At 41.3% G+C, this 24573-nt stretch carries 18 protein-coding genes and 2 pseudogenes; 11 read left to right on the forward strand and 9 right to left on the reverse strand.

What is annotated here, in order from left to right:
- Nucleotides 1-14: 14 nt before the first annotated feature.
- The 8 genes from HYS07_11190 to HYS07_11225 all read right to left on the reverse strand — a co-directional run bounded on the left by HYS07_11190 (nt 15) and on the right by HYS07_11225 (nt 5637).
- Nucleotides 15-1124 (reverse strand): glycosyltransferase family 4 protein, encoded by a 1110-nt coding sequence (locus HYS07_11190; GenBank protein ID MBI1871733.1) that lies wholly within the window; start codon nt 1122-1124, stop codon nt 15-17.
- 27 nt (nt 1125-1151) lie between these two features.
- Entirely contained in the window at nt 1152-1574 is a 423-nt protein-coding gene (locus tag HYS07_11195; protein ID MBI1871734.1) for a hypothetical protein, read from the reverse strand.
- Nucleotides 1561-2907: a hypothetical protein gene (locus HYS07_11200; GenBank protein MBI1871735.1), complete on the reverse strand. Its 1347-nt coding sequence runs from the start codon at nt 2905-2907 to the stop codon at nt 1561-1563. Before HYS07_11200 ends, HYS07_11195 begins: the two co-directional genes overlap by 14 nt.
- On the reverse strand, nt 2892-3686 hold the full coding sequence (locus HYS07_11205; GenBank protein MBI1871736.1) for a general secretion pathway protein GspK: 795 nt from the start codon (nt 3684-3686) through the stop codon (nt 2892-2894). The genes HYS07_11200 and HYS07_11205 overlap by 16 nt, the downstream gene beginning before the upstream one ends.
- The gene (locus tag HYS07_11210) at nt 3683-4165 is read right to left on the reverse strand and encodes a hypothetical protein (GenBank protein MBI1871737.1); all 483 of its coding nucleotides are present in this window, start codon (nt 4163-4165) and stop codon (nt 3683-3685) included. Before HYS07_11210 ends, HYS07_11205 begins: the two co-directional genes overlap by 4 nt.
- A 113-nt stretch (nt 4166-4278) precedes the next feature.
- A complete protein-coding gene (locus HYS07_11215; GenBank protein ID MBI1871738.1) occupies nt 4279-4632 on the reverse strand; it encodes a hypothetical protein in 354 nt (117 codons plus the stop codon).
- 233 nt (nt 4633-4865) lie between these two features.
- Nucleotides 4866-5285 (reverse strand): type II secretion system major pseudopilin GspG, encoded by a 420-nt coding sequence (gene gspG / locus HYS07_11220; GenBank protein MBI1871739.1) that lies wholly within the window; start codon nt 5283-5285, stop codon nt 4866-4868.
- Nucleotides 5286-5517: 232 nt separating this feature from the next.
- The gene (locus HYS07_11225) at nt 5518-5637 is read right to left on the reverse strand and encodes a hypothetical protein (GenBank protein MBI1871740.1); all 120 of its coding nucleotides are present in this window, start codon (nt 5635-5637) and stop codon (nt 5518-5520) included.
- Nucleotides 5638-5701: 64 nt separating this feature from the next.
- Here HYS07_11225 and HYS07_11230 point away from each other — a divergent pair, with 64 nt between their 5' ends.
- The 10 genes and pseudogenes from HYS07_11230 (at nt 5702) to HYS07_11275 (ending at nt 17000) form a co-directional block, all read left to right on the forward strand.
- Nucleotides 5702-7126, forward strand: a complete 1425-nt coding sequence (locus HYS07_11230) for an amidohydrolase family protein (GenBank protein ID MBI1871741.1) — start codon at nt 5702-5704, stop codon at nt 7124-7126.
- Nucleotides 7113-7820, forward strand: a complete 708-nt coding sequence (locus HYS07_11235) for a gamma-glutamyl-gamma-aminobutyrate hydrolase family protein (GenBank protein MBI1871742.1) — start codon at nt 7113-7115, stop codon at nt 7818-7820. The genes HYS07_11230 and HYS07_11235 overlap by 14 nt, the downstream gene beginning before the upstream one ends.
- Before the next feature lie 138 nt (nt 7821-7958).
- On the forward strand, nt 7959-9524 hold the full coding sequence (locus HYS07_11240; GenBank protein MBI1871743.1) for an ABC transporter substrate-binding protein: 1566 nt from the start codon (nt 7959-7961) through the stop codon (nt 9522-9524).
- Complete coding sequence (locus HYS07_11245; GenBank protein MBI1871744.1) at nt 9521-10447, forward strand: ABC transporter permease; 927 nt, start codon at nt 9521-9523, stop codon at nt 10445-10447. The genes HYS07_11240 and HYS07_11245 overlap by 4 nt, the downstream gene beginning before the upstream one ends.
- 246 nt (nt 10448-10693) lie before the next feature.
- Nucleotides 10694-11494: an ABC transporter permease gene (locus tag HYS07_11250; protein ID MBI1871745.1), complete on the forward strand. Its 801-nt coding sequence runs from the start codon at nt 10694-10696 to the stop codon at nt 11492-11494.
- A complete protein-coding gene (locus HYS07_11255) occupies nt 11488-12450 on the forward strand; it encodes an ABC transporter ATP-binding protein (protein ID MBI1871746.1) in 963 nt (320 codons plus the stop codon). The genes HYS07_11250 and HYS07_11255 overlap by 7 nt, the downstream gene beginning before the upstream one ends.
- A gap of 146 nt (nt 12451-12596) precedes the next feature.
- Nucleotides 12597-13403 (forward strand): ABC transporter ATP-binding protein, encoded by an 807-nt coding sequence (locus tag HYS07_11260; protein MBI1871747.1) that lies wholly within the window; start codon nt 12597-12599, stop codon nt 13401-13403.
- A gap of 359 nt (nt 13404-13762) precedes the next feature.
- Complete coding sequence (locus HYS07_11265; protein ID MBI1871748.1) at nt 13763-14260, forward strand: YajQ family cyclic di-GMP-binding protein; 498 nt, start codon at nt 13763-13765, stop codon at nt 14258-14260.
- Between the two features lie 136 nt (nt 14261-14396).
- Nucleotides 14397-15569, forward strand: a complete 1173-nt coding sequence (locus tag HYS07_11270; protein ID MBI1871749.1) for an ATP-binding protein — start codon at nt 14397-14399, stop codon at nt 15567-15569.
- Nucleotides 15570-15829: 260 nt separating this feature from the next.
- Nucleotides 15830-17000, forward strand: a pseudogene (locus HYS07_11275) (IS4 family transposase).
- A gap of 24 nt (nt 17001-17024) precedes the next feature.
- Here the strand turns inward: HYS07_11275 and HYS07_11280 are convergent.
- Nucleotides 17025-17258 (reverse strand): annotated as a pseudogene (locus HYS07_11280) (transposase).
- A gap of 322 nt (nt 17259-17580) precedes the next feature.
- On the opposite strand from HYS07_11280, the gene HYS07_11285 reads away from it, so the two are divergent.
- Nucleotides 17581-24495 carry a hypothetical protein gene (locus HYS07_11285; protein ID MBI1871750.1) on the forward strand — a complete coding sequence of 2305 codons (6915 nt, stop codon included), beginning with the start codon at nt 17581-17583 and terminating at the stop codon, nt 24493-24495.
- Nucleotides 24496-24573 lie beyond the last annotated feature (78 nt).

Genomic DNA, 24573 nt, shown 5'->3' on the forward strand with positions numbered 1-24573 from the left:
TCGAACTTTAAACTTTATTTTTGTGCCAACGCCTTTTGATAAACCTGTAAAGTCTCTCGAGCCGCTTTTTCCCAGGAAAATTTCTTCACTTGCTCTTCACCCTTACGAATCAGCTCACTTTTTAAACCTTCCTCGCGAATCATTCTTTCAATGGCAATGGCTATGGCCTCTGCATTCTGAGGATCAATCCAAAGCGCAGCATCCCCCAAAACTTCGGGTAGAGAAGCCCTCCGGGCTGCAATGACTGGAGTCCCTGATGAAAGGGCTTCCAAAGGAGGAAGACCAAATCCTTCATAAAACGAAGGATAGATAAAAAGAGCCGCTTTTTGATAAAGAAGCGGTAAATCCTCTTCAGACACATAATTTAAACACTCGATCTTTTCTCGATAGGGATGATTTTCCAACGCCTTCATCATTCCTTCATAGAGCCAACCTTTCATCCCAACCAAGGTCAAACGATAATCCATCCAATGGGTACGATCGAGAAAAATTTTAAAGGCTGAAAGTAGGCCTTCAATATTTTTTCGAGGCTCTAGAGTTCCCACAAAAAGAATCTGTTTTTCGCGTAAGGCTGTCCCCTTTTGAAATCGGGAATCAATCCCCAAATGAATGACATGGATTCTTTCTTTTTCAATTTTAAAAAAACTTAAAAGCTCACTCTTTGTAAAATGAGAATCGACAATGATTTCATCTGCTCCATAAACGGTATCGCCAATTTTGTTTCTTAAATATTTTAAGTTTTTGGGATCGGTATATTCTGGATAGCGAAAAAAAGAAAGGTCATGAATGGTCACCACCTTTTTCACCCCTTTCAAAGGCTGAATCACAAAATTCGGAAAGTGGTAAAGGTCGCATCCCCCAAAAAAAGTATTATAATTTGGCCAAGCACAGGTCTTCCATAGGTATTGAATCATTCGCCCGGGAAGACGGCTTCTCTTTTGATAAAATTGAGTGCCGGGCCGGGGTACCTTAAAACCCTGATTTCTAAAATCAAAAAAGGAAAGTTGGTAAGTATTCTCGTGATCAATCTTCGCAAGTCCGTGGATCAAACCCCAAATGTAATAACCGACTCCTGATTTACTCCCTAGAAGAGGCTGAACATCCATTGAAATTTTTGCTGGCATTTTTAAATGCTCCTTGAGTATGAGATGTTAAGCCTTGAGTGTCAGAAGAAGAGACAAGGTTTGGGAAGAACCTTGAGCAAGTTCAACATGGATAAGAACCAATCCCTCCAGCTCGTCCAAAGACTCTAGAAGCCCAATAAATTCATTTTGGGAAAGATTTTGAAGCGAAATCTCAACCTCATTTTGAGAGGGTTGAATATGAAGAATTCTGTCTTTCAATCTTAACTTCTGAAGAATTTGCCCGACCTTTTCAAGCGTTTTGTCATTTTGAATCGAGGGCTGATGATCTGTCATAAGATGAGACATTTTTTGCAATGAAAAGAATTCTTGGGAAAGGGTGGCATTTTCTTTTTCATTGATCCTCAACTGACGAAAGGTAAAAATAAACGTTCCCCCAAGAAAAAAGGCAATACCAGCAAAAAGGATAAGCCACTTTCTATATTGAGACATGATGCCCCTCTTCTAAAAAGATTAAAATATGAAACAAGAATTGAGTCCCTTGAGTCTCCCGCTCCACGCGGGAAAGCTCCACCGTATGAAATTTAGAACGAAGGCTTCCCACCCATGGATAGACAACCTCAACCGTCGGGCTCACTCCATCCAATTTTAACTGACCTGCTAATAGGGAAATCTTCACAATTTGAATACCGGATTCTTTCGAGGGATGAATCGATGAAATAAGATTTAGGAATTCCCGCGGACGAACTTTTGAGTCCCAGGAACTTCCCAATAGAGCGGCTGCCTTTTCCTTCATCTGTTCTACAGGATTAATGATCGGTGTCTCTTTTGAGAAAATACTATAAAAAGCACTTTCTATTTTTTGAGAAAAATTCTGATTTTCACGACGTATTTTTATCAAAGAGGCAATCCATAAACATTCCACAATCAAACCAGCAATCAAAAAAAGGGATAGGCTGCGAATCAAGAGTTGGGTCATATGAGGAGTTTTTAAGATTTGAAGAAAAGAAGATTTAGGACCTATCACTTCCTGAGGATAACCCAGGGCATGAGCCAAAGCCGCTGAGATCAAAGCCAAGTGTTCTTCCTTTCCCTTTAAAGGATCAGGAATCGGTCCTTTCTTAAGATGAGTCCATTTCGAAGTTAATAAAGAATCGTCCAACATTTTTTCTTCTTTTCCATGACACCAGGAAAAGAAATTTTTTACAGAGGGACAGGCCAAGATCGTCTGCGCAAAAGTGCTAGCGAAATTTTCACCTTCGACTTTTCGAAGAATACGAATTCCTTGCATCACTCCATTCAGTCCCCAGACCACCTGAAAATGATTGCTCCCTTCCAAACAAAGAAGAGAAACTTCACCTTCAGGAAATGAGAATAGATCTGAAAAACCTTTAAAAATAGCACCTGGATGACTTTCTAATGACCCCATTTCTAGTTCCGCTTTAAAAGGCCATGCATCGGGAGAAAGAATAAATTGCAAATAATGGACTTCTTCTTTTGTCTCATCGATACAAAGACTATAAGGCTCATATCCATCCATCGAAAAAGGTAGAGCTACTTCAAAATTTGAAACCAACATTTGATACATCACCCGCTTGGATATATTTTTGGGAATACGCATTTCATGAAGGAAAGCCCGTTCTACAGGAAAAATGACAGAAATTCTGCCCTGGTTTTTACTGATCAAATGGCTTTTTTTAAATGCATCCAAGGTCATTTCATCAATATTAACTGAATCAATCTTACGATGGATCAAGGAAACTTGGGCCACACGAACTTGTGTTCCCATCATCTCTAAACACGTGGTTTTTATTTTTCGATCCATTGTCTGACCTTAACCGTTCCAAATGCCCTTTCTAAAACAACATCCATTCTAGGCTCTTTAAAATTTTGATCAAAGATTCGAATTCTAAAATAAGACCCTTTAAAGGTCAGCCATTTTAAAACACTCGTGCTGAGCCCCGAGAGTTCCTCCGTTGAATGATAGGGTGAAATCCCACTTCTCCTCTTTTTAAGAACCCTTTCTACCAAAAACGGGTCTTCATCTTCCAGTAAAACCTCTAAAACAAGCTTGGGGGCCGTGTTGATATTAATTTTTCCGCCTTGAGAATAGACGGTTAAATAAGCACTTAAGTCTAAATCTTTCTCTTTCATAAGGGTACGAAGAGAGGGAATTTCTTCAAGTGATTCTAAATTTTCATGAGAATGGATCTCCTCAAAAATCGCATGGATTTTTGAGGAAGGGATCTGCAATTTTTTAAACAATTTTTCAATCCAGCGTGAATATTGTTCACGCTGATCTTGATCGGGATGATTTAATTCTTTTAAATCAAATTTTTCACTCTCATCTTCCCATTGAAGATGGATGGAAGATTCCGAAACATCTTCGATTTTTTTTGAAACATCGGCCTTAGATAATAAGGCCATGGCTCGATAGATCAGGGAACGATGGTGAATTTTTTTCTCAAAAATTTTCAGACTCTTTTTGACTTGCCTTTCGTATTGAGCAATCCAGATTTGAAATGAACAAAGCAAAGAGGCCAAAAGAAAAACAGCCAAAATCAAGTGGACGAAAATAAATCCGGTGTTATTTTTTTTCTTCATGAACGCTCGGTTCGTATTGGATAAAACATTTGGAAAATCTCCCCATCCTTCTCAAATTGCCATTGAATAGCCTCTGGAAAATCCCCCGTTTTAAAAATACCTTGCCACTCTCCTTTAACAAGATATTGCCATCGACATTCCTCAATATTTTTTAAGAGAACTTCCTCTTTATGGAATGCCCTTCCTTTTAAAACATTGCGAATCACATAAATATTTTTATCTCGCCACTCGTATTTTATTTTTTCTTCGAAAGAACGAAAGGTGACATGCAAGGGATCTCCCTCAAATCCTTTGATACCAGTTGTCAGATCCTTTTCAAAAAGTCGGAAAGTACGGACAGACTCTTGAATGGGATGATTCTGGGTCATTCTTTTAAGGGATCTCATCAAATGAACTAAACCCGGCGCTGTACTTCCCCAAACCAAAATAAGGATCGCAAAAGCAATAACCCATTCAAGAAGGGTGAAGCCTTTTTTCATTACAAGCTCCATCTATGAAAATCCAAAAATCAAATATCAAAAATCAAAATGACAGATCAAAATCCAAAATGTTCCCAATGTCGTCGCATGGAAAAATTTTGAGTTTTGGATTGTCATTTTGCATTTTGATTTTTGGATTTTAAATTAATTTCATCCTCTCCTAAAAATACATCCTCACTCAATAGATAATGTTCAAGCACATTCGCTATCCTCCACTGAACCTCGATCCTGATTTCTTTAAAACCATCTTTATCCAATACGTTTTTGTGAATAAAAAAAAGTGTTCCATTTTGAGATTTTTTTTGGGCCTCATCTAAATTCAGTAAGATCTCTGGATGAAGCAAAGAAATCTCTATCTCTGAAAGAGAGGCCCTAGCCAACAAACCTGCTTCCTCCCTGAGAAGGCATTGCTCATACTTTTTAATACCTTCGATATAAACACGATGCATTAAGGGAAGAAGAATCACAAGAACGGTAAGACAAATCAGTGCCTCAAGAAGAATGAAACCAGTTGTATTTTGACGTAAATTTGTATCGATGGGATTTCCCCTAATTCTTTATCTTTAATTTAGAAACCTCTCAAAAAGGTCCAGATGCAAGGCGCCCGCAAGCGACCGCGGAGACGTACATTTTCTCGTACGTCGCACAAGGGAGCGCGGCGGGCAACGCAGCAGATGGGCCTTTTTGAGAGGTTTCATTCCTAATTTTCTTCTAGCTTCCAACTTTCAATATCCCTATCCCATCCCGTCCCACCACGGCGGCCATCTTGTCCCAGGGAAACAATATCAAAGTTTCTTCCCTCTAAACCAGGGGAAAGGTAAAGATAAGAGTGCCCCCAGGGATCTAAAGGAACTTCCCCTGTCTCAAGATATTTTTTTGTGGGATCTTGCCCGCTCTTCACCAAAAGTGCTAGACCTTGCTCAGTCGCGGGATAATAACCCTGATCTACATTAAAAAGCTCAAGGGCTTCCTGAAAAGATTTCATTTGAAGAAGCGCTTTTAATCGCTTCGCCTGCTTTGGCCTTTCTGAGAGTTTTGGAACGACAAGAACCGCAAGAATTCCTAAAATAGCCATGACTACAAGAATTTCAAGAAGGGTAAATCCATTGTGTTTTTTCATATATTTTCCAAGAGACCAGAGTTTTTCACGATCACCGAGCACCCATCACCTATAACCGATTTACGAATTATACTTGAATAGACCCTCTTTTCAATCATAGAATCAATAAAGAGAATTCAAAATTCAAACATCAAAAATTAAAATGACAATGTAAAACTTAAAATGTCTCCCTTGCAATAGCACTAGAAATTTTGAATTTTAGGTTGTCATTTTGCATTTTGATTTTTGAATTTTAAATTAAAAAGGTAACACCCATGAACCCGGTTGACATTGTCTTTAAATCAGCTCTCATCGTAGACGGTTCTGGCAAAAGGCCCTTTGTCAGTGATCTGGCTGTTTCAGGATCACGCATTGCTGCAATTGCCCCAAAAATCGATACCCCTGCCAAAAGAGTGATTCAGGCTAAGGGATGGATTTTGAGCCCGGGATTTATCGATATGCATGGTCACACGGATCATTATTTTTGCATCGATCCCCAATCCTCAAGCAAAATTTCTCAAGGTGTCACCACCGAAGTATGCGGTAACTGTGGGTATTCTCCTTTTCTCCTGACCGGTCATTTCAAAAAACATTTTCAGAATGAACTTAAAGCTTATGGCCTTAAAGAGGATTGGAAGAACCTTGCCTCATTCAGTCAACTTGTCACATCTCTTAAACCTGCGATGAATTGGATGACGCTCGTAGGAAGTGGAACATTAAGATTGGCTGCCATGAATCATGAAAATCGCACCCCCAATTCCGATGAACTTAAATGGATGAAACACAAACTTGAAAAAGCCATGGACGAAGGAGCCGTGGGGCTTTCCAGCGGTCTTATTTATACCCCAGGATGTTTTGCAAAAACAGATGAACTGGTCACCCTTGCTAAAATCGTTTCAAAAAAAAATGGAATCTACGCAACCCACATGAGAAGCGAAGGAGATCATCTGCTTGAATCGGTTCGAGAATCCATTCGAATCAGCCGTCAAGCAAAACTTCCTCTTGAAATTTCTCATCTCAAAACGGCAGGAGAGAAAAATTGGGGAAAAATCGATTCTCTTTTTGAACTGCTCGAAAAATCAATTTTGAAAGGGGATGATATCACTTGGGACCGCTATCCTTATGCCGCTTCTTTCACATCACTGGACACCTACCTTCCCAAACATTTATTTAATGGCGGAGACCTTCAGGCGGTGATCAAACTTCAAAAACCTGCCTTAAGAAAAAAATATATTCAATTTCTTGATAACATCGGCTCGCGATTTTCGCTGACCTTGATTGCAAATTTGCCTGGGAAATCTAACCAGCAGTGGATCGGCCGAACGCTTGCCGAATGCGCACTTCTGAGTAAAAAATCCATCGGAACTTTTGTCATTGATCTTCTTTGCGAGGAAAAAATGCAGGTGAATGTCATCTTCTTTTCGATGTCTGAAGAAAATATGGACCGCATTCTCCTCCATCCCAAATCGATGATTGGATCGGATGCATCGGCCCGTAGCCGCAATGGAAAAACCTTTCTCCCTGTGGTCCATCCCAGGACTTACGGAACCTTTCCAAAATTTTTAAAGCGTTATGTTTTTGGGAAAAATCCTCTCCTCTCTCTCGAAGAGGCCATTTATAAGATGACGGGATTCCCAGCCCAGCGATTGGGCCTAAAAAAGAGAGGACTCATTGACAAAAATTTTTATGCCGATCTTGTCCTCTTTAATCCTAAAACCTTAAAAGATCGTGCTAGCTTTCAAAAACCGACACTGGATTCAACAGGAATCAAAATGGTTCTGGTCAATGGCAAAATCGTCCTCGATGAGGGAAAAGAAACCAACGCAGGACCCGGAATTTTTATTCGCCATGGCGAGTCATAAACCCAAAATTGCAGTTGTAACAGGTATTCCTTCTGAAAAGAATGAAAATGTTTCCCACCTTAAAAATTATATCTCAGCCATTGAATCGGTAGGGGGAGATCCTAAAATTCTTTTTCCCAGCCCAACGATCGATTCAAACTTTCTAAATCAAATCGATGGCCTTTTATTGACAGGAGGAGGGGATATTCCTTCTTATCTTTGGGGAGAGGTCTCAAGAGTCATTCCTACTGAGAGAGATGAGAAACGAGCCCTCTTTGAGATTTCACTGATTCAAAAGGCTCATGAAAAAAAAATACCTATTTTCGGAATTTGTCTGGGGCTTCAAGCCATCAATGTCGCTTTTGGGGGAACGCTGTACAGTGATTTATCGCCCGAATCGAAACAAATTCATTGTAGAAAACCAGACGGTTCTTCTTCCTATCATGAAGTTGAGGTTCTTGCCTCAAAAAAATTAAGTTCTCTTTTACCTCCCACAACACAAGTGAATAGCCGTCACCATCAGGCGATTCAAAAACTGGGAAAGGGATTAAGTATCAGCGCCAAATCCCATGATCATGTGATTGAAGCGATTGAAAAAGACGGACCTCATTGGATTGTTGGAGTACAATGGCATCCTGAGGATCTTTTTGAAAAAGATCCGTTTCAAAGGAAGATTTTTGAGGCTTTTATTTTAAACTGTAATCGACAACTATAAGAATCCAAAAATGAAATATCAAAATGACAGATCAAAACTTAAAATGTCTCCCCTGCAATAGCATTAGAAATTTTGGATTTTAGGTTGTCATTTTGATTTTTGAATTTTGAATTTTAAATTAACCTTGGGTAAATCGATATGACAAGAACGACAATGCAAAAACTGTTTTTCTATCTATCCTTAATCTTTTTTACTGGTCTAATCGGCTGTTCCCAAAGGGAAGATCTTTCAAAAACCTTATGTCTTCATTTCGACAGCGATCCGACGACGCTCGACCCAGCCCTCATGACCGATGTTAAAAGTGGAAAATTAAGTGCCCTTCTCTACGATACCCTCCTTCAGTACAATGAAAATTTAACCCTTCATCCTGCCCTTGCCCGTTCCTGGAAAATCTCGAAAGATGGAAAAATCTACACCTTCTTCCTAAGAAAAAATATGCGTTTTCAAGATGGAATCCCTCTTACGGCTGAAGACATTGTCTTCAGCCTCGAACGGCTCGCCCATCCTTCCACACTTTCTCCCAGGGCCTGGATTCTCTCTCATGTGGAAGGATTTCAAGCTTTTCGATCTAGAGAAAATAATCATTTGACTGGGCTCGAGATCAAAACACCTTTGATCATTACCATTCGGCTCGAAGAGCCTTTTTCTCCTTTTCTATCGCTCTTAACCTTACCTAACGCAAGCATCCTTTCCAAGAAAGCGTTTGAAGAAAATAAGTCATTCATGGGGACCGGCCCTTTTCTCCTTGACCACTGGCGTCATGATTATGAAATTCTATTAAAATCAAATCCCCTTTACTATCAGGGAAAAGCCAAGATCGAGAAGATACGATTTCGGATGATCAAGGAAACCCTTTTTGTGTCATCCGAATTTAAACGAGGGCATCTAGATCTTATTGATATCCCAGGTCCTGAAATTTCTCTATATCTTGAAGATCCGAAGTGGAAGGACAAAATCATTGAGCAAAAAAATTTAAGCCTCTACTATCTAGGATTGAACATGAGAAGAAGCCCCTTCATTTCGTTAGAATACCGACGTGCAGTGACGCAAGCAATCGATACCGCTTCTATCATTCAGTCTTTAAGAAAAAACCGTTCTCTTCCGGTGAATGGACCTATCCCGCCCGGAGTCTTTGGATACAACAAGGATTTGTCGACCCTGCCGTTTAATTCTTATCGTGCACGTCAAATCCTTCAATCCTCTTCCCAAATCAGACAAGAGCTCGTGCTTTTAGAAAGCACCAACGAAGAAACACGCGAGATTGCAGAAGCCATTCAAGCCCAGCTTGAAAAGATTGGGATCCATGTCAAAATAGTCGAGGAAGAGTGGAGCTCCTTTAAAATGAGTCTTGCCCAAGGGAACTTTGATCTTTGCCTCATGAGCTGGTGGGCTGATTATCCAGAGGGAGAAAATTTTCTCTATCCCTTATTTCATTCATCTAATATAGGGGCCGGAGGTAATTACACTGGCCTTCATAATCCAGAAATTGATCAACTGATTGAGAAACTTCAAAGAACAACCTCTATTAAAAGACGTTTAAAATTGTATCGAAGCATTCAAAAGAAAATCTTAAAAGAATGTCCCATGGTCTTTCTCTATAGTTCGGTGAGTCCGCTGGTTAAACAGCCCTGGATCGACCCCGTCATCGCTCATCCTTTATACAACGGGAACAAATTCCTCCAAATAGAAAAGAGGCCGCATTGAAAAGCTATTTTCTAAAGAGAATCACCAGTACCCTCCTCATCCTTCTAGGCGTCCTGACCCTCACTTTTATTCTTATCTATCTTGTCCCCGGAGATCCCGTTCAAAATTTTACAGGCCAACATGCGGATGCCCAAACGCTCTCCAGCATTCGAAAAGAATTAGGATTGGACCGGCCTCTGTTTTATCAATGGATGCAATATATTTCTAACGTACTTCATGGTCATCTAGGCCGCTCCTATTTTACACATGAAAATATTCTCAAAAATTTAATGGAACGCTTTCCCATCACTTTTTTTCTGGCTTTGCTTGCAACCCTGATTGGAGGACTGATGGGAATTCCAACCGGAATATTTGCGGCCATTCGTCCCCATTCAATTTGGGATAAGGGAATCATGACCCTGACCCTCTTTGCCATCTCTCTTCCCGTTTTTTGGATGGGAATTCTCATTTTAATTTTTGCCTCTCGCCTTGACACCCTTCCCCTTTTAAATACTTTTTCTTCACTTACCTTCAATCTTATCCTCGCCGCATTCGTCTTGGGAATCCGGCCCACAGCCCTTCTTTCCCGTATCACACGGAATCAAATGATTGAAATTCTTAAAGAAGACTATATTTTGAGCGCCCGGGCACGAGGCCTATCACAAAAACGCATCATTCTCGTTCATGCGCTGAGGAATGCACTCGGTCCGATTTTAACGACCTTAGCCCTCGATTTTGGCAGCCTTTTAAGTGGAGCAGCCATTACAGAAACGATTTTTGGAATTCCAGGTATTGGAAAATATGCCCTGACAGGACTCGGGAGAAGAGACTATCCTGTTGTCATGGGCATGGTCCTTTTTTCAGCCTTTATTTTTGTGACCATGAATTTTATTGCTGATATGATTATTTACACGTTGAATCCAAAGTTAAGGGTAAAAACATAGGCATTCTTTGAACACTCGTCCACTTTATCTAGAGCCTTATATCAAAAATCAAAATGCAAATATCAAAATGACATATTAAAATTTAAAACTGTTCGAAAACTTAAAAGAATAGACGTATTTTATGTGTACTATTAGCAAATCTGGTTCAGAAGTCTTTCATAAATCTCTACCGCAATTTTGATTTTTGATGTTTGATTTTTGATATTTTAATAATATGAATTTTCCATTCAAAAAAAAGACTTAAACATGATCAACCTTCAACGCATTCTAGGTCTAACTGGCGTCATCTTTCTCTATACACTGGCAATGCTTGCCCCCCTCCTCGCCACGCATTCCCCCTCAGAAATTGAGCTTGTGGAATCACCTCAGGCTCCCAATCCAGAGCACCTGTTTGGCACAGATCAACTCGGTCGAGACCTTTTCTCTCGCTCTCTCTATGGGCTCAGATACAGCATCATTGTAGCAACCTTCGCCACGATTCTTACACTTGCAATCGGAGTCTTTGCTGGGGTTTTAAGTGGTTACTTTGGAGGAATCATTGATTGGGTTTTAGTCTCGATCATTGATTGCATGCTTGCCTTTCCTTCCTTGCTTTTGACCCTGGCCATTTGTGCTACCCTCGGGCCGGGGGAAAAAACATTACTCCTCTCTCTTATTTTTTCAGGCTGGGCCTCCTCGGCCCGCGTCATTCGTTCAACAGTCCAATCCATTCGCTCAAAAGATTTTGTAACCGCAAGTCGGCTTCTAGGAGCCAATCACTTTCATATCCTCATTCGACACATCTTTCCTCACTGTAAAGGGATTCTCTCCATTCTTCTGATGCTCTCTTTAGGAACCATGATTCTTGCTGAGTCCAGCCTCTCCTTCCTCGGATTTGGGCCACCGCCTCCCTATCCTACGCTCGGGAAACTGGTCTATGATGGAGCCCGATATTTTCGAGCAGCTCCCTGGTGGAGTTTCTTCCCGGGCCTTTTCATTGCAATGGGAATTATCAGCTTTAATCTATTAGGAGATAGCCTCCAAAAAAGAGAATCTCCATCATGCTAGCAATTAAAAACTTAACCATTTCGTTTCCTTCTCATGAAGGCCCTAAAATGGCGCTTTCAGATTTATCTCTTTCAATCTCACGAAATCAAATCTTTGGACTTATGGGAGAGTCTGGATCAGGAAAAACCCTCACAGCTCTATCCATTCTGGGACTTCTCCCTTTCAAAGCCCCCCAAGCTCAAGTCAAGGGTGAAATCCTTTATGAAAATAAAAATTTGCTTCAATCAAGTCCTGATCAGTGGCATGAAATCCGTTGGAAAAAAATCAGCATGATTTTCCAAAACCCCTTTACTTTTTTTAATCCAACACTGCGTCTTGAAAAACAGTTTCGTGAAATTCTAAGGGAAGAGTCACGTCCTCGAATTTCAGAATTATTGAAGGCTGTTTCCCTGCAGGACGAAACAAGAATATTAAAAAGCTATCCGCATGAACTCAGCGGAGGCCAACTTCAAAGGCTGATGATTGCACTTGCCCTCTTGCAACATCCCCAACTGATGATTGCGGACGAACCTACGACCGCCCTGGATGCCAACCTTAAATACAGCATTCTAGAGCTCCTCAAAAAAATAAAGGAAATGGAAGGATTAACCCTTTTTATTATTTCCCACGACCTCGAAGCGGTATCCACCATTTGCGATTCTCTTGGAATTATTTTTCGGGGTTTTCTCGTGGAATATTCCCCCGCCTCTGGACTCCTTCAAAATCCTCTTCATCCCTATACCCAAGAGCTTTTGAAGCAATCGGGGACGAACATTTCCAACCCAGGGAAAGAGCCACTTTTAGAATTTAAAACCCAAGGTTGCCCTTATACTTTAAGATGTCCTCACACAAAACCCAAATGCAATCATGAAATGCCACCTTGGTTTTTAGAGAGTGGAAAAGAAGACCATCGCGTTCGCTGCTGGATTTATGAAAACGGAGTAACTCCCCCCTTAACTCCCCAGACCCCTCTTTAGAAAAAGAGGGGGTATCAAGAGGGGAGCTCTCCCCTTATTCTAAGGGGAGTTGGTCCCACCACCTCTCGTCTACAGAGGTGAGTCCGCCATCCGACCAACAAGAGGTGGTGGGATGGAGGGGTTATTTTCAGGTAAAAAGGACGATCATGAACTCGAATAATGTTGTATTACAAGTTGATAAACTCTCAAAAATTTTTCATCAGGGTAAAAAAGAAATTTTAGCGCTCGATGAAGTGAGTTTCAATCTTCTCCCTGGAGAAATCCTAGGAATTGTGGGCGAAAGCGGCTCAGGCAAATCTACCCTCGGTAAAATTCTAGCCGGACTCTTTCTTCCTTCCTCTGGGAAAATTAGTCTTTTGGGAAAAGATCCATCCCATTTTAAAACTCGTGAAAAAGCAAGATTGATTCAAATGATTTTTCAAGACTGGAAATCTTCTCTCGATCCTCGGATGGACGTTTTCGACATTCTCACAGAAGGATGGAAAATTCACCATCTTATTTCACAAAAAGAAATAAAAGAAAAATTATCCCGCCTCTTAGATGACTTTGACCTTTCAAATGATTTAATTTCACGAAAACCCAGTGAGCTAAGCGGAGGACAACTCCAACGCGTCGTGATCGCTCGGGCTCTAAGTCTTTCTCCAAAAATCCTTATCGCGGACGAACCTACCTCTTCTCTCGATCGTTATCTGAGACGTCAAGTCATGAACCTTTTAAAACGAAAAGTAAAAGAACTGAAAATAAGCCTCATCTTGATTTCACATGATTGGGAGGCTGTGACCTATTTGGCCGATCGTATTTTTGTCATGTTCCACGGGAAAAAAGTGGAAGAGGCGCCCCCTTCATTCTTTCAAAAAAATCCCATTCATCCTTACACTCAAAAACTCATTCATCCCAAATCCCATCTTCCTCTAGAATTAAAATGGGAAGAAACAAACACCTATTTTTCATAGAAAGGAGCATGCCCCTTCACCCAAGTTTGCGACCAGGTGATGAACATCTGCCATCAAAAAACTCCTCCCTGGAAAGAAAATAGTAAAGGGCATTATGCACTTTGCCATGTCTCTTCCCCATGTCTTCCCATAGGCGTCGAGTCAACTGCGAATAGAAATCAAAAATCAAATTCCAAATATCAAAATGACAAATCAAAATCCAAAATGATCATCGAAGACAATTTCACAAATACATTTTGATATTGAATATGTCATTTTGATTTTTGATGTTTGATCTTTAATTTTTATCCCTCCTCCAATTTTTAAAAAAGTGATATTATTTTCCCTGCTTAGGGAAAGAAACTAAAAAGGAGTCTAACATGGCCTCAGAATCTTCATTCGATATCGTTTCTAAAATAGATTTGCAAGAAGTGGACAATGCCGTGAACCAAACCCAAAAAATGATCCTCACCCGCTACGACCTTAAAGGCTCCAAGTGCAAAGTCTCCTTTGATCGAAAAGAAAATAAAATTCAAATCAATGCCGATGATAAAATGAAACACCAGGCCGTCTCAGATATTTTAAAGGAACGAGTGGCCTCTAGAAATATCTCTCTTAAATCCCTCAAATGGCAAGACAAGGAGCAAGCCCTTGATGGGACTGTTCAGCAAAAAATTGAACTCCAAATGGGAATCCCCGCTGAAACAGCTAAAGAAATCACCCAAATGATTCGCGAGCTTAAACTCAAAGTTCAACCCCAAATTCAGTCAGATCAAGTTCGGGTGACCAGCAAAAGCAAAGATGATTTACAAACTGTCATAGCCCTTCTGAAAGAAAAAGAGCTTTCCATTCCCCTTCAATTTTCTAATTTTAGGTAGGATAATGGGGCGTTCGCCCAATCATTCATTTCACAACCATGAAAAAAAGTCGTGACTTTATTTCATACATATGTAGAATAGTCTTATGAGATACCTTCGGCAAGCTCTCCTAGACTGCATAGAGAAAGACCACAAAATGGCCCTGATCACAGGTCCACGTCAAGTCGGAAAAACGACCTTGGTCAAGCACATCCTCGAGGGAAAAAAAGCCGGTGATGCATACTTTAACTGGGATATCGAAAGCCATCGAAAGAGTATTTTAAGGAGTCCAGAAGATTTTTGGCGAGAAAAAATCGTGGAAAATGCCCATCCTTGCATCGCCCTAGATGAAATTCACAAATATCCCCGTTGGAAAAAATTTTTAAAAGGGCTTTTTGACGCGGTTGGCGATAAAACCCAAATCATGATCACTGGCAGTGGACGGCTGAATACTTACCAGAGAGGCGGAGATTCTCTCTTTGGACGCTATCACCTCTTTCACCTTCATCCGTTAAGTGTGGGAGAAATCACCCGCCAAGAAAAAGATAAAATCTTCTCTCCCCAAGAGACCGTTGATTCTTTAATGAGAGAACCTGGCCTACCCAACTCAAAAGCGACCCTTGAAAAATTATTTACACTCAACGGGTTCCCAGAACCTTTTTATAAAAATGATCCTAACACCCTGCATCGTTGGCGTAGAGAACACCGCCAACTGATTATCCGTGAAGATCTTCGCGACCTGACGCGAATTCGTGAGATCGGACTGATTGATGCCCTTGTTGAACTTCTTCCGGAACGGGTCGGATCAACCCTCTCCCTTAATGCATTAAGAGAGGATTTAGAAGTGTCGTTTAATACCGTCAAAAACTGGATTCAGACTCTAAGCTCTCTTTATTACCTTTTTTCGATACGGCCGTTTCAAGGACGACTTGCCCGAACGCTTAAACAAGAGGCCAAGGTTTATCTTTTCGATGGAAGTGTGATTCAAAAAGAAGGGCCCCGCTTTGAAAACATGGTTGCGCTTCATCTCCTTAAAGCCTGTGACACCTGGAATGATTTAGGATACGGCGATTTCGAACTTCATTATGTCCGTGATAAAGAAAAGCGTGAGGTGGATTTTCTAATCGCTAACGGAAAGAAACCTTGGGCCTTAATTGAATGCAAATATTCGGATAAAACGATCGACCGCTCCCTTCTCTACTTTCAAGAGCGTCTGAAACCCACTTACGCATTCCAAGCCGTTTATGCCCTAGAAGAAAACGTGCATTATAAAACAAGCTCCGGCATATTTCTCACAAGTGCTACCCATTTTTTGTCGAAGCTGCCTTAAAAAATCGAGATTAGATTTTGTAGGGGTCATTTCATCAAACTCAAAAGCATCTCTCTATCCAGAAAACGAAGTTCGTCTTTATCGTACAAAAACTTTTCCACGTCTTTGCGCACATATTCAAAATCACTACTGTCCCAACGTTTGATTTAGATTTTATTGTAACTTGTTTCAAAGCAAAAGGTTATTGATCAAAATGCCTGTAATCGATTTGAAATCGTCAGTACGCTTTAGCCATTCCAGTTTCAAGAAAGGGATGGCTTATGAATATTGGCACAACTATTTTTTCTCAAGTGATGGAGCATCTGCCGCTTCTGGAGTTTCGCAAATGCGTCCAACGCTACCGCGGCAATTACAAGATCCAAACATTTTCATGCCTCGATCCATTTCTTGTGATGTCCTTCGCTCAATTGAGCTATCGAGAAAGCCTGCGCGATATAGAAGTTTGTCTGCGGGCTATGCGCAGCAAACTTTATCATATGGGAATCCGCGGAGGAATTTCCCGCAACAACTTGGCTCATGCCAACGAAACACGAGATTGGCGCATCTGGGCCGACTTTGCTCAAGTGTTGATTCACACAGCACGGCATCTGTATGCCGACGATCCCTTCGGCGTCGAATTGGATCAAACGGTTTACGCCTTCGACTCTACGACCATCGATCTTAAGTCTTTCGCTTTCTCCGTGGGCCAGATTCCGAAAACACAAGGCCGCCGTCAAACTCCACACTTTGATCGATCTTCGCGGCAACATCCCTTCCTTTATTCAGATTACCGATGGAAAAGTCCACGACGTCAATGTCCTCGACAATCTGGTCCCGGAACCCGGATCTTTCTACATTCTGGATCGTGGCTATCTCGACTTCAATCGTCTCTACCATTTGCATCAGGCCCTGTCCTTCTTTGTGATTCGTTCCAAATCGAATCTTCAATTCCGAAGACTCTATTCTCACGCGATCGACAAATCCACGGGAGTCCTCTCGGACCAAACCGTTGTCCTGACAACTTTTTACGCCGCCAAGTCGTATCCGGAAAAACTTCGGCGTGTCCGCTACTTCGATCGCGAAAACAACAAACGCTTATGCTTCTTGACCAACAATTTTTTGCTGCCAGCTTTGACCATTGCCCAACTGTACAAATGCCGTTGGCAGGTGGAACTGTTTTTCAAATGGATCAAACAACATCTGAGGATCAAAGCCTTTTACGGTACCTCAGAAAATGCCGTGAAAACCCAAGTCTGGATCGCCGTCTCAGTTTACATCCTGGTAGCCATCCTGAAAAAGCGGCTTGGCTTCGATCACGGCCTTTACACAATTCTACAGATTTTGAGTGTGACGTTATTCGAGAAAATGCCCATTTTACAAGCCTTTGCCGAGTTTCAACTCGAAACTCAAAGTTGTGAAAACGATAACCAATTGATACTGTTTAACTTATAATGGGACAGCAGTGGGTCCTGATATTTACGTAGACGCTTGGCGACCTTTTTGATTTCGGGAAGTCTCAGACCGCATGGCGCGGGCGAGCCAGTCTTTGAGGAAGCGCTCAGCACGAGAGCGAGTTGTGTAGGTCCAGAAGTGTTGGAAGGCCTCTTTGAGTAAATAGGTCCGCATGGTCTTTAAGTTGTATTGGACCAGTTCTTTGAGTTTAGCCAGTTGAGAATGTGTTTGGTTGCATTTGTTTTTCAACAGACGCCAAGATGATCATAGCCGGGCGATGGTGTTTGGCATTTCGGGCACAGGCCCCGTCTATTTTTTCGATGCTGGATATTCACGACCACGCTCTTGCCTTCCAGGCGGACTTGGTCTCTATAAACAAAACCCTTGATTGGATAGCATTGATTGAGTAGTCTCTTGATGAGCATTGTTGGCTTTCTCCCACTGCTGAATGAATGTTTATCTCCTAAGAAAAACTCATTCTAACAAGGAGTGGTTGCAATGCTCACCTTTTTTATTTAATCGCTCTTTTTAACCAACAGATTCTGTTATAGAGCCAATTTTATAAACGGAGGTTTTTAGTGTGAAATTTATTCAAAAATGGACTTCTTTTATTCTTTCCTTTTCTCTTTTATTTTATGACGTTTCTCCTACTTTAGCTCAACGCTCTGGAATTATAACACCCAAAAATGCCTCTCATTCAGATATTAAAGGTCCTATTAATCTATCAGAGAACTATTTAGGTAATTTCATAGATCAATTTAGAATTCCTAACAATTTGGGTGAAGTGATTGAAAATAATCTTCTTCCCAATCATCCTAATTTTTTTATTGTCGAAGACATTCATTGTAATCCTGAGGCTCAAAAAAACATACGAGGGATTTTAAAAATACTTCAAAGACAGTTGGAGGTAAAAGCAGAAAGACAGCTCGAAGCTGGAAGCTCGAGGCTCGAGGCAAAAACAAAAGAACAAACTGAAAAAGCAGAAAATCAATCTTTTCCTCTTTCCTCCTCGAGCCTTCAGCCTCGAGCCTCGAGCCAAAATGGTCTGGAAACTCTGACAACATCTCAAGATTTCAAACCATTCTATATATTCTGTGAGGCGGCCAGTGGTGAAATGGACCTGTCTTTTTTTACGGCTTTCCCGGATAAAGAGGCTCTCGCACGAGCTACTGAAAAGTTCCTTCAGAAGAGTGACATGGACGGTGTGGAATCCTTTCTGGTCACAGAGGGACCCGAGAAAGCTGAAGGAGTCGGTGTTGAAGATTTAAAGGCTTATGTCAAAAATATTGAGTACATGGGAGATTTTATCGAAGAAAGAGAACTTCAAGAACATGTTTGGCAAAATTTGGAAATGGATTTTAGAAAATTAAGGGAGAAGATTTATTCAAAAGATATACGCGAACTGATGGAAAAGAGGGAGAAGTATCGGGAGTTTAAGATAGGAATGGGGGAGTACTTAAATCAAATATCAAAAATCAAAGATCAAAATGACAAATCAAATATTAAAAATTCAAAAAACCCAGCAATGTTTTTCCCAGCCTCCCAGCTTCCCATCTACCCAGCCATTCAAAGATTTCTCAAACTTCAATCCCTTGAAGGAAAAACAGATCTATCAAAAGCTGAGCAGGAATATCTAAAATTTCTTGAAACGTTAGAGAAAAAACTTCCCCAAGAAAAATCTGCTTTAATCCTTCGCCATGTCCTGGAGTGCAGATTAGGACGTGAAAGCGATCAAGATCATTACATTTTTCTAAGTCAATATGTGCATCTTGTCCAAGCGAGCGAAATTCCAAATTTGAAGTTGCTCTTCAGACAGATGAAAATTTTAAAAAAACTTTCGTGGAAAGATTTGGAAGAAGAGATCCATCAAGTTGAAAAAGAATTAACCACGGTCTTGACAAACACAGAACAGGAAAAGAATTTGGTTGCCTTGGAAGGCCATTATGAAATCTTGAAGCGAATCGTGAGTTTAGAGGGGAAGAGGGAAGATATAAAAAAGCTTGAGACTCGAGGCTCGAAGCTGGAGGCAAAAACAGAAAAAGAAGAAGTATTTACCTCGAGCCTTGAGCCTCGAGCCTCGAGCCAGGCAAGCCAGACCAGCTTTATAGGGGATTTTCTCCAGAGACTAGCAGATATAACTGAGAAGGAAGCAATAGACTACGAATCCCCCGACTTTGGCGATCTTTTTGAAAAGGCAGAAAAATTCTATTCACAGGTTCTCGACCGTGATGAGATTTTCATGAAGAATGCACTTCGTGTTCTTCAAGAGAAAAAGCTTTCTTATGCAGCTTTGGTCATGGGTGGCTTTCACACGTCGGGAGTCAAAGAAGCCCTTAAAGAGGCCCATATTGGCTATTGCGTGATTGCCCCTCGGATGACTCACTCTGACGACCGCAGTGTCTATTATCGAAAAATGAAGGAGCTATTTGAGGTTCTGGGTGGAATGGATGACGGCCTCAAGAATGCCTCTTTTTCCACGTTGAAAAAAATTGCGCTTCATCATTTTATGACCCAAGCCCAGGCGATGGGGAGAGTGATGGTCGAGGAAGCTAGAATTTTGCCCAAAGGTTTCTTCGATGCGTGGGAAAGCAAAGCCCAAGACCTTTCCTCTGTGATTGAAGCATTGGAAAGAAGTCATCCTGAATCGGGAACCGTTTCAGGAGGTGAGTTTACTCTACAAACCCTTTTAGATCTGACAGAGCTGTCAGCTCCTGAATTAAGAACTTTGCTTCAGGATAATCAAGTTCGTCCCTTTTTAGAACGTTACATTGAAAAGCTTTTGGCACTCTCGGGGCATGCAGGTAAAGATTGGCGAGTGCTTTTGGGAAATGAAGAAGAGCCTCCTCAATTTCCTCCCTCAGGTGGAGGAATCATGAGTGCTCTCAGAAATTCAGGTGCAGGAAACTGGATGGTGCTTTTTGCTCTTTTACCTTGGTTGTGGATGACGGCTTGTAAAGGAAATGCAGAGAAAAGTTCAGATTCGTCAGGACGGGCTCCACCTATCTCTACCCCTGTTCAAGCATCTGCTCCTTTAGACCTTCCTCCCCTGCCAGGTTCAGAGCCCTCGGTTTCTCCTGAAAATACAGCTCCTACATTGAATCTGTTTGCCATACCGTCTGAAAGTTCTAATCAAACCACTATTCCAATTGATTTGGCAGTTGAGTCATCGTTAGCTGCAATAAACTCCTTGTTGGAAAGTGATGAATCTTTCAGATGGTATTTTGCAATGGGTGATACGTTGGAGAAAGGGATAGAGAAAGAGATTCCTCTTTTTACAGGCTTATATCAGTTACGAGAGAAAGGAGACGATTCTATTATAGAAAGCGCTATCGATGCCTTGGATCTCGCCCCTCTCTATGCCAAATTAGTTAAAGAGGACCTTGCAAAGCTATCACCTAAAGAAAAAATGGGTTTGATCTCTTTCTTAAGAGCGGTCTCCGATCCAAGATCAACATACGAAGAGATAGAGAAATTTAGACAGGAGGTAGCTAAAAAATATACTGACAACGCTGCATTTGCTATTACCTGTCGTACGGTTTTTGAAGGAAGTTTCCGCCATGCTTTTCAATATGGGGGTGGCTCAAACTATTTCTATCGTCTTTTAGAATTGTTGGATAAGGATGAAAAATTAAAGTCCCTAAGGGAGAAATATTCAACACAGTTTTCTCGATTCAGTATTTTGTTGGATTATCTCAAAGGAAGTAGAGATTGGAGTTCAGAAGTTGAAGAAGCTTTCGGAAATTTTGAAAGCGATTACTCTCAAATTAAGACAGATTTTAAAACTGTTTATCCGGAGTTAAGAAAACTAACACAAAATAAACTGCTTTCGAAGTTAGCGTCAATCATGGATAAAATATCATACGATGATTTGACGAAATTTTTTACAAGTCGTCAAATAAAAATTAGCTTTAGAAATTTCACGGACGAGAGGTTTAAGAAACTGTATTTAATGGTTGCTTTTAATGCAATGAGAAATCTACCTCCGGAAAGAATTCAAGGAGTCACGATGGTTTTTGATGGGGGTAATGGGATAGACGGTTCTTATAGCAATGACGAAGGAAATGATCTCATGATCATAGCGTTACAAGAGTATTTTGATGCTCTTCCCTCGAGGGAGGGTAAGGTCATTCTTCCAATAAGCGTGGTATACCACGAATTTGGCCATCGGTGGCATTCTAGATTTATCAATTCTCGCATGAGGCAAGAAATGGAAGGGATTAGTTGGATTGTTACAGTAGAGGAGTCAAGAGGAGGGGCTTATGATAAAAACGGTAGGTACGATCCATATAGAGATTCTATAGGATACCTTGGAAGCATAGAAGCATCCTTTCGAAAAGAAGATATTGCAGAGACCGTAGCTCGGGTTGCCACTGACTATGAGAGATCCGTCAATAAGGCGATCGACAACTTGATTCAATACAACGATCCTGATCTAGCTCAAAAGATTTTCTTTGCTTATGCCTATTTAGGGAGAGTGCCTTCTCAAAACTTATGGATTGTTCGAGTTGATGGGGCTCCTTTAAATCAGGAAGCAGGGACGTATGTTTTTAAACAAAATGGAAAAATTAGACAAATTAAACTTCGCAATGAAAGCGAAGGCAGTAATACTATCACTCAAGATATTGAGATTAAGAAAATTAATGACCCCTATTCTTACGTTCAGGCATGGGTTACAAAAACAACAGATCATGAGGGTCACGGCGGCGTTATCTCAGCCCTTAAGGGTTGGATCCTTCAACGCATGCCATCTTGGAGTAGTCACTACGACACACGCGTGACCCCTATATTAGAAACAATATTGTTTGGCCTTCCTCTTTTGGTGACTGCTTTGCTAGGAGTTGACCCTACATGGAGTCTGGGCATTAATCTGCTTTCTTGGACTCTCTTTATTTTGCCCAGACATCAAGGCGGACGTGGGGTGGCCGTTCTTGTGGCTCTTTCAAGTTTTGCCCTCACTTCGCTTCCTCTCTATTTGAATTTATCTATGATTTTTCTCCCATTTTTTGTTCTGGGGGTTATTCTCATTCACACTGGAATCAATAAAGCAGATGAAGAAAAAAGAATGCGACCTGTTTGGGCGGCCATGATCTTCATTTTGGGATTGCCTTTATACAGTCTTTTACCAACTGCTCATCGACAAAATTCGGTAACCATTGAAGTATCTCCTCTACCCCCTCCAACTATCATCAGAAAAGGCACTTCTTTGAAAGGCGAAGAGGGTGAAACTCCCGGTTCTCTTATTCCAGACTTAAATGATTCTGAGCCGTCTGATCAGCAACCAACGACTGCGGATACTTTAGATGAGGAAAAAAAGGAGAGAGATGAAGAAGAGTTACCAAAACTTGTTAAGACTTACTTTGATGACGAGCATCGTAGACATTTGGTGGTTGAGGTTCCAAAGATCTATGATGACATAAGTACGGATGAATATCCTTACCTTCGTGTTAAGGGACTCAATTTGGGTGTGCGAAATATCCATATTTGGGCTGAGGCACTTGCGGGTGATCAAGTGATATTTGAAACCCAATTCTTTTGTAACAAAATGTTTTGTGACAGATACTATCCATTGCCTGAAGGGTATCGTGTTGATCAGGTTATCGTAACCATAGATGGAGTTAAGATGGCTGAGTGGACGTTTTTTGATGGCGAATTGGTAACAGAAATGGGGATGTCCTTCGATGTGGGGGGTGGGAAAACAGAGGAAGTGAATGAGGAAGAAAAAGGAGCACTACCTGTTGAAACACCCTCTGGCGGTGTCATTCCCGCTTTGAAGCGCTTCATGTTCAAACACATACTCAGCCCTGAACAGGCTGTTCTTTACGACACGCGCATTGCCCCAAAACTTGAAGAAGGTCTCTTCATTCTTCCCACTCTCCTTGCCATGATCGTAGTATTTAATATCTCATGGGACCGTGAGGCCATCAATCCTTTTTTATGGGTCTCTTGCATCAATGCCATTTCGAGGCTTATCTTTGTCTTTTTTCATCCAAGGGGAGAAAGACGATATCCTGTGATGATCGCTTTCTTTAGTTTTATTCTCACTACATCCACTCTGGGTCTTGAACCAAATTTGGGATTTACTGCACATATGAATCTTATTCTTATGGCTATTTCATATTTATCTGGATTTCCTCTTGATCCTTTCAATAATACGCAAACCTCACTCATTGGTTTGATCTTTATGCGGATGCTAGCGCTTATGCTCATTGGTATCGATGCTTTGGTCATTGTGTCAGTGCTAGCGGCTATGCTCATTCATAAGAAAATCAATCGCCGGGCCAGGCCCTATTTTGAGAAATTTATAAAGCGATTTAATACTCAATATCATCCCCAAAGGCGCTTTGAGTATTTCGTCGCTTACGAAGAGTTGAATCGTTTCTTCTATCTTACACTCACGAACGCTTTAAAACAATTCGCAGAAGAAAATCATTTAGGTGAAAATGAACTGAACCCTCTTTATCATGCTGTGGCCGATGCCCTGATTGCTGCAAGGCATCCTGAACTGATTGGAAGAGATCAACAGTTTCTCTCCCCCACCCTGATTCTTTTAGAGGCATGGGGAGTCTTGAGCCGATCTGAAGGGAAGAGCCGCATTACCCCCGAATCTGTGGATGATGTCACGAGTGAGTTAGAAAAGAGTTCATTCTCAGGAAGGGTGAAAATTTCGCTTCATCAAGACCCACGTGAGGCCCAACTCATTAAACCTGCAAAAGGATTGGAAGAAGAAAAATCCCGTCCTCTTCCTAAGACCCTTTCAGCCCTATTGACCCCTTCAACTGTCGGGGGAAATCTCTTTCAGATAGCCGAAGCGAAGGATTTTCCCATCGCTACAGCCTATCTTCTCCTAAGGAAGAAATTACGTGAGATTCAATCTCATCTCTTGAAAGATTCCTTTACCCAAGAGACACAAGGAAAAGAGGCATCCCTCCTTACCATTTCCGACTTTGCGCTCGTCGAAAAAAATCAAGAGGGCCTTCGTTTGGAAGAGATCATTCAGCAAGTTCCTGGTTTTGCAAAGCCCATCGTTACAGACCTTAATCGAACGGAGGGAAAATTGAGAGAAGCCTTGATCAAATTGGGAACCCACCCGGATGAAGTTCATCTCATTTCTCTTAAAGGAGAGAAAAATCCCGGAGAGGCGCTTATTGAAAAAGTGAAGGCTTTATGGAAAGAGGAACATCCCGGACAAGATTTAGATTTTCGAACCGTTCGATTTTTGGGACATCAGGACCATAAACGTGAGTTTAAGACCGTGATGCAAAGACATGGTGTTAAAGACGCCTATGGGGATGATTTGGCGGTTGTTTTTGCCATTGCTTGCGGAGATCGGGAAGCCATTCGAACAGCGTTCGAGAAACTGGGCATGAACTCTCGCCAAATAGATCAACTTCTAGCCGGCAGTGGAGACCTGAAACCCATTCCCGTCCTTGCTTCCATGAAAAATCAGTTAGAGCGATTCCGCAAGACCGCCGAAATTACTCGGCTCAGTATGTAATCAGAGTTTTGTCAGGTCATTTCTTTAGATAAAATAAACAGGTTTTTCTACAATTTGAATTCCGGATTCATCGGATAA

The sequence above is a fragment of the Chlamydiota bacterium genome, assembly GCA_016178055.1.
In the GTDB taxonomy this organism is placed as follows: Bacteria; Auribacterota; JACPWU01; order JACPWU01; family JACPWU01; genus JACOUC01.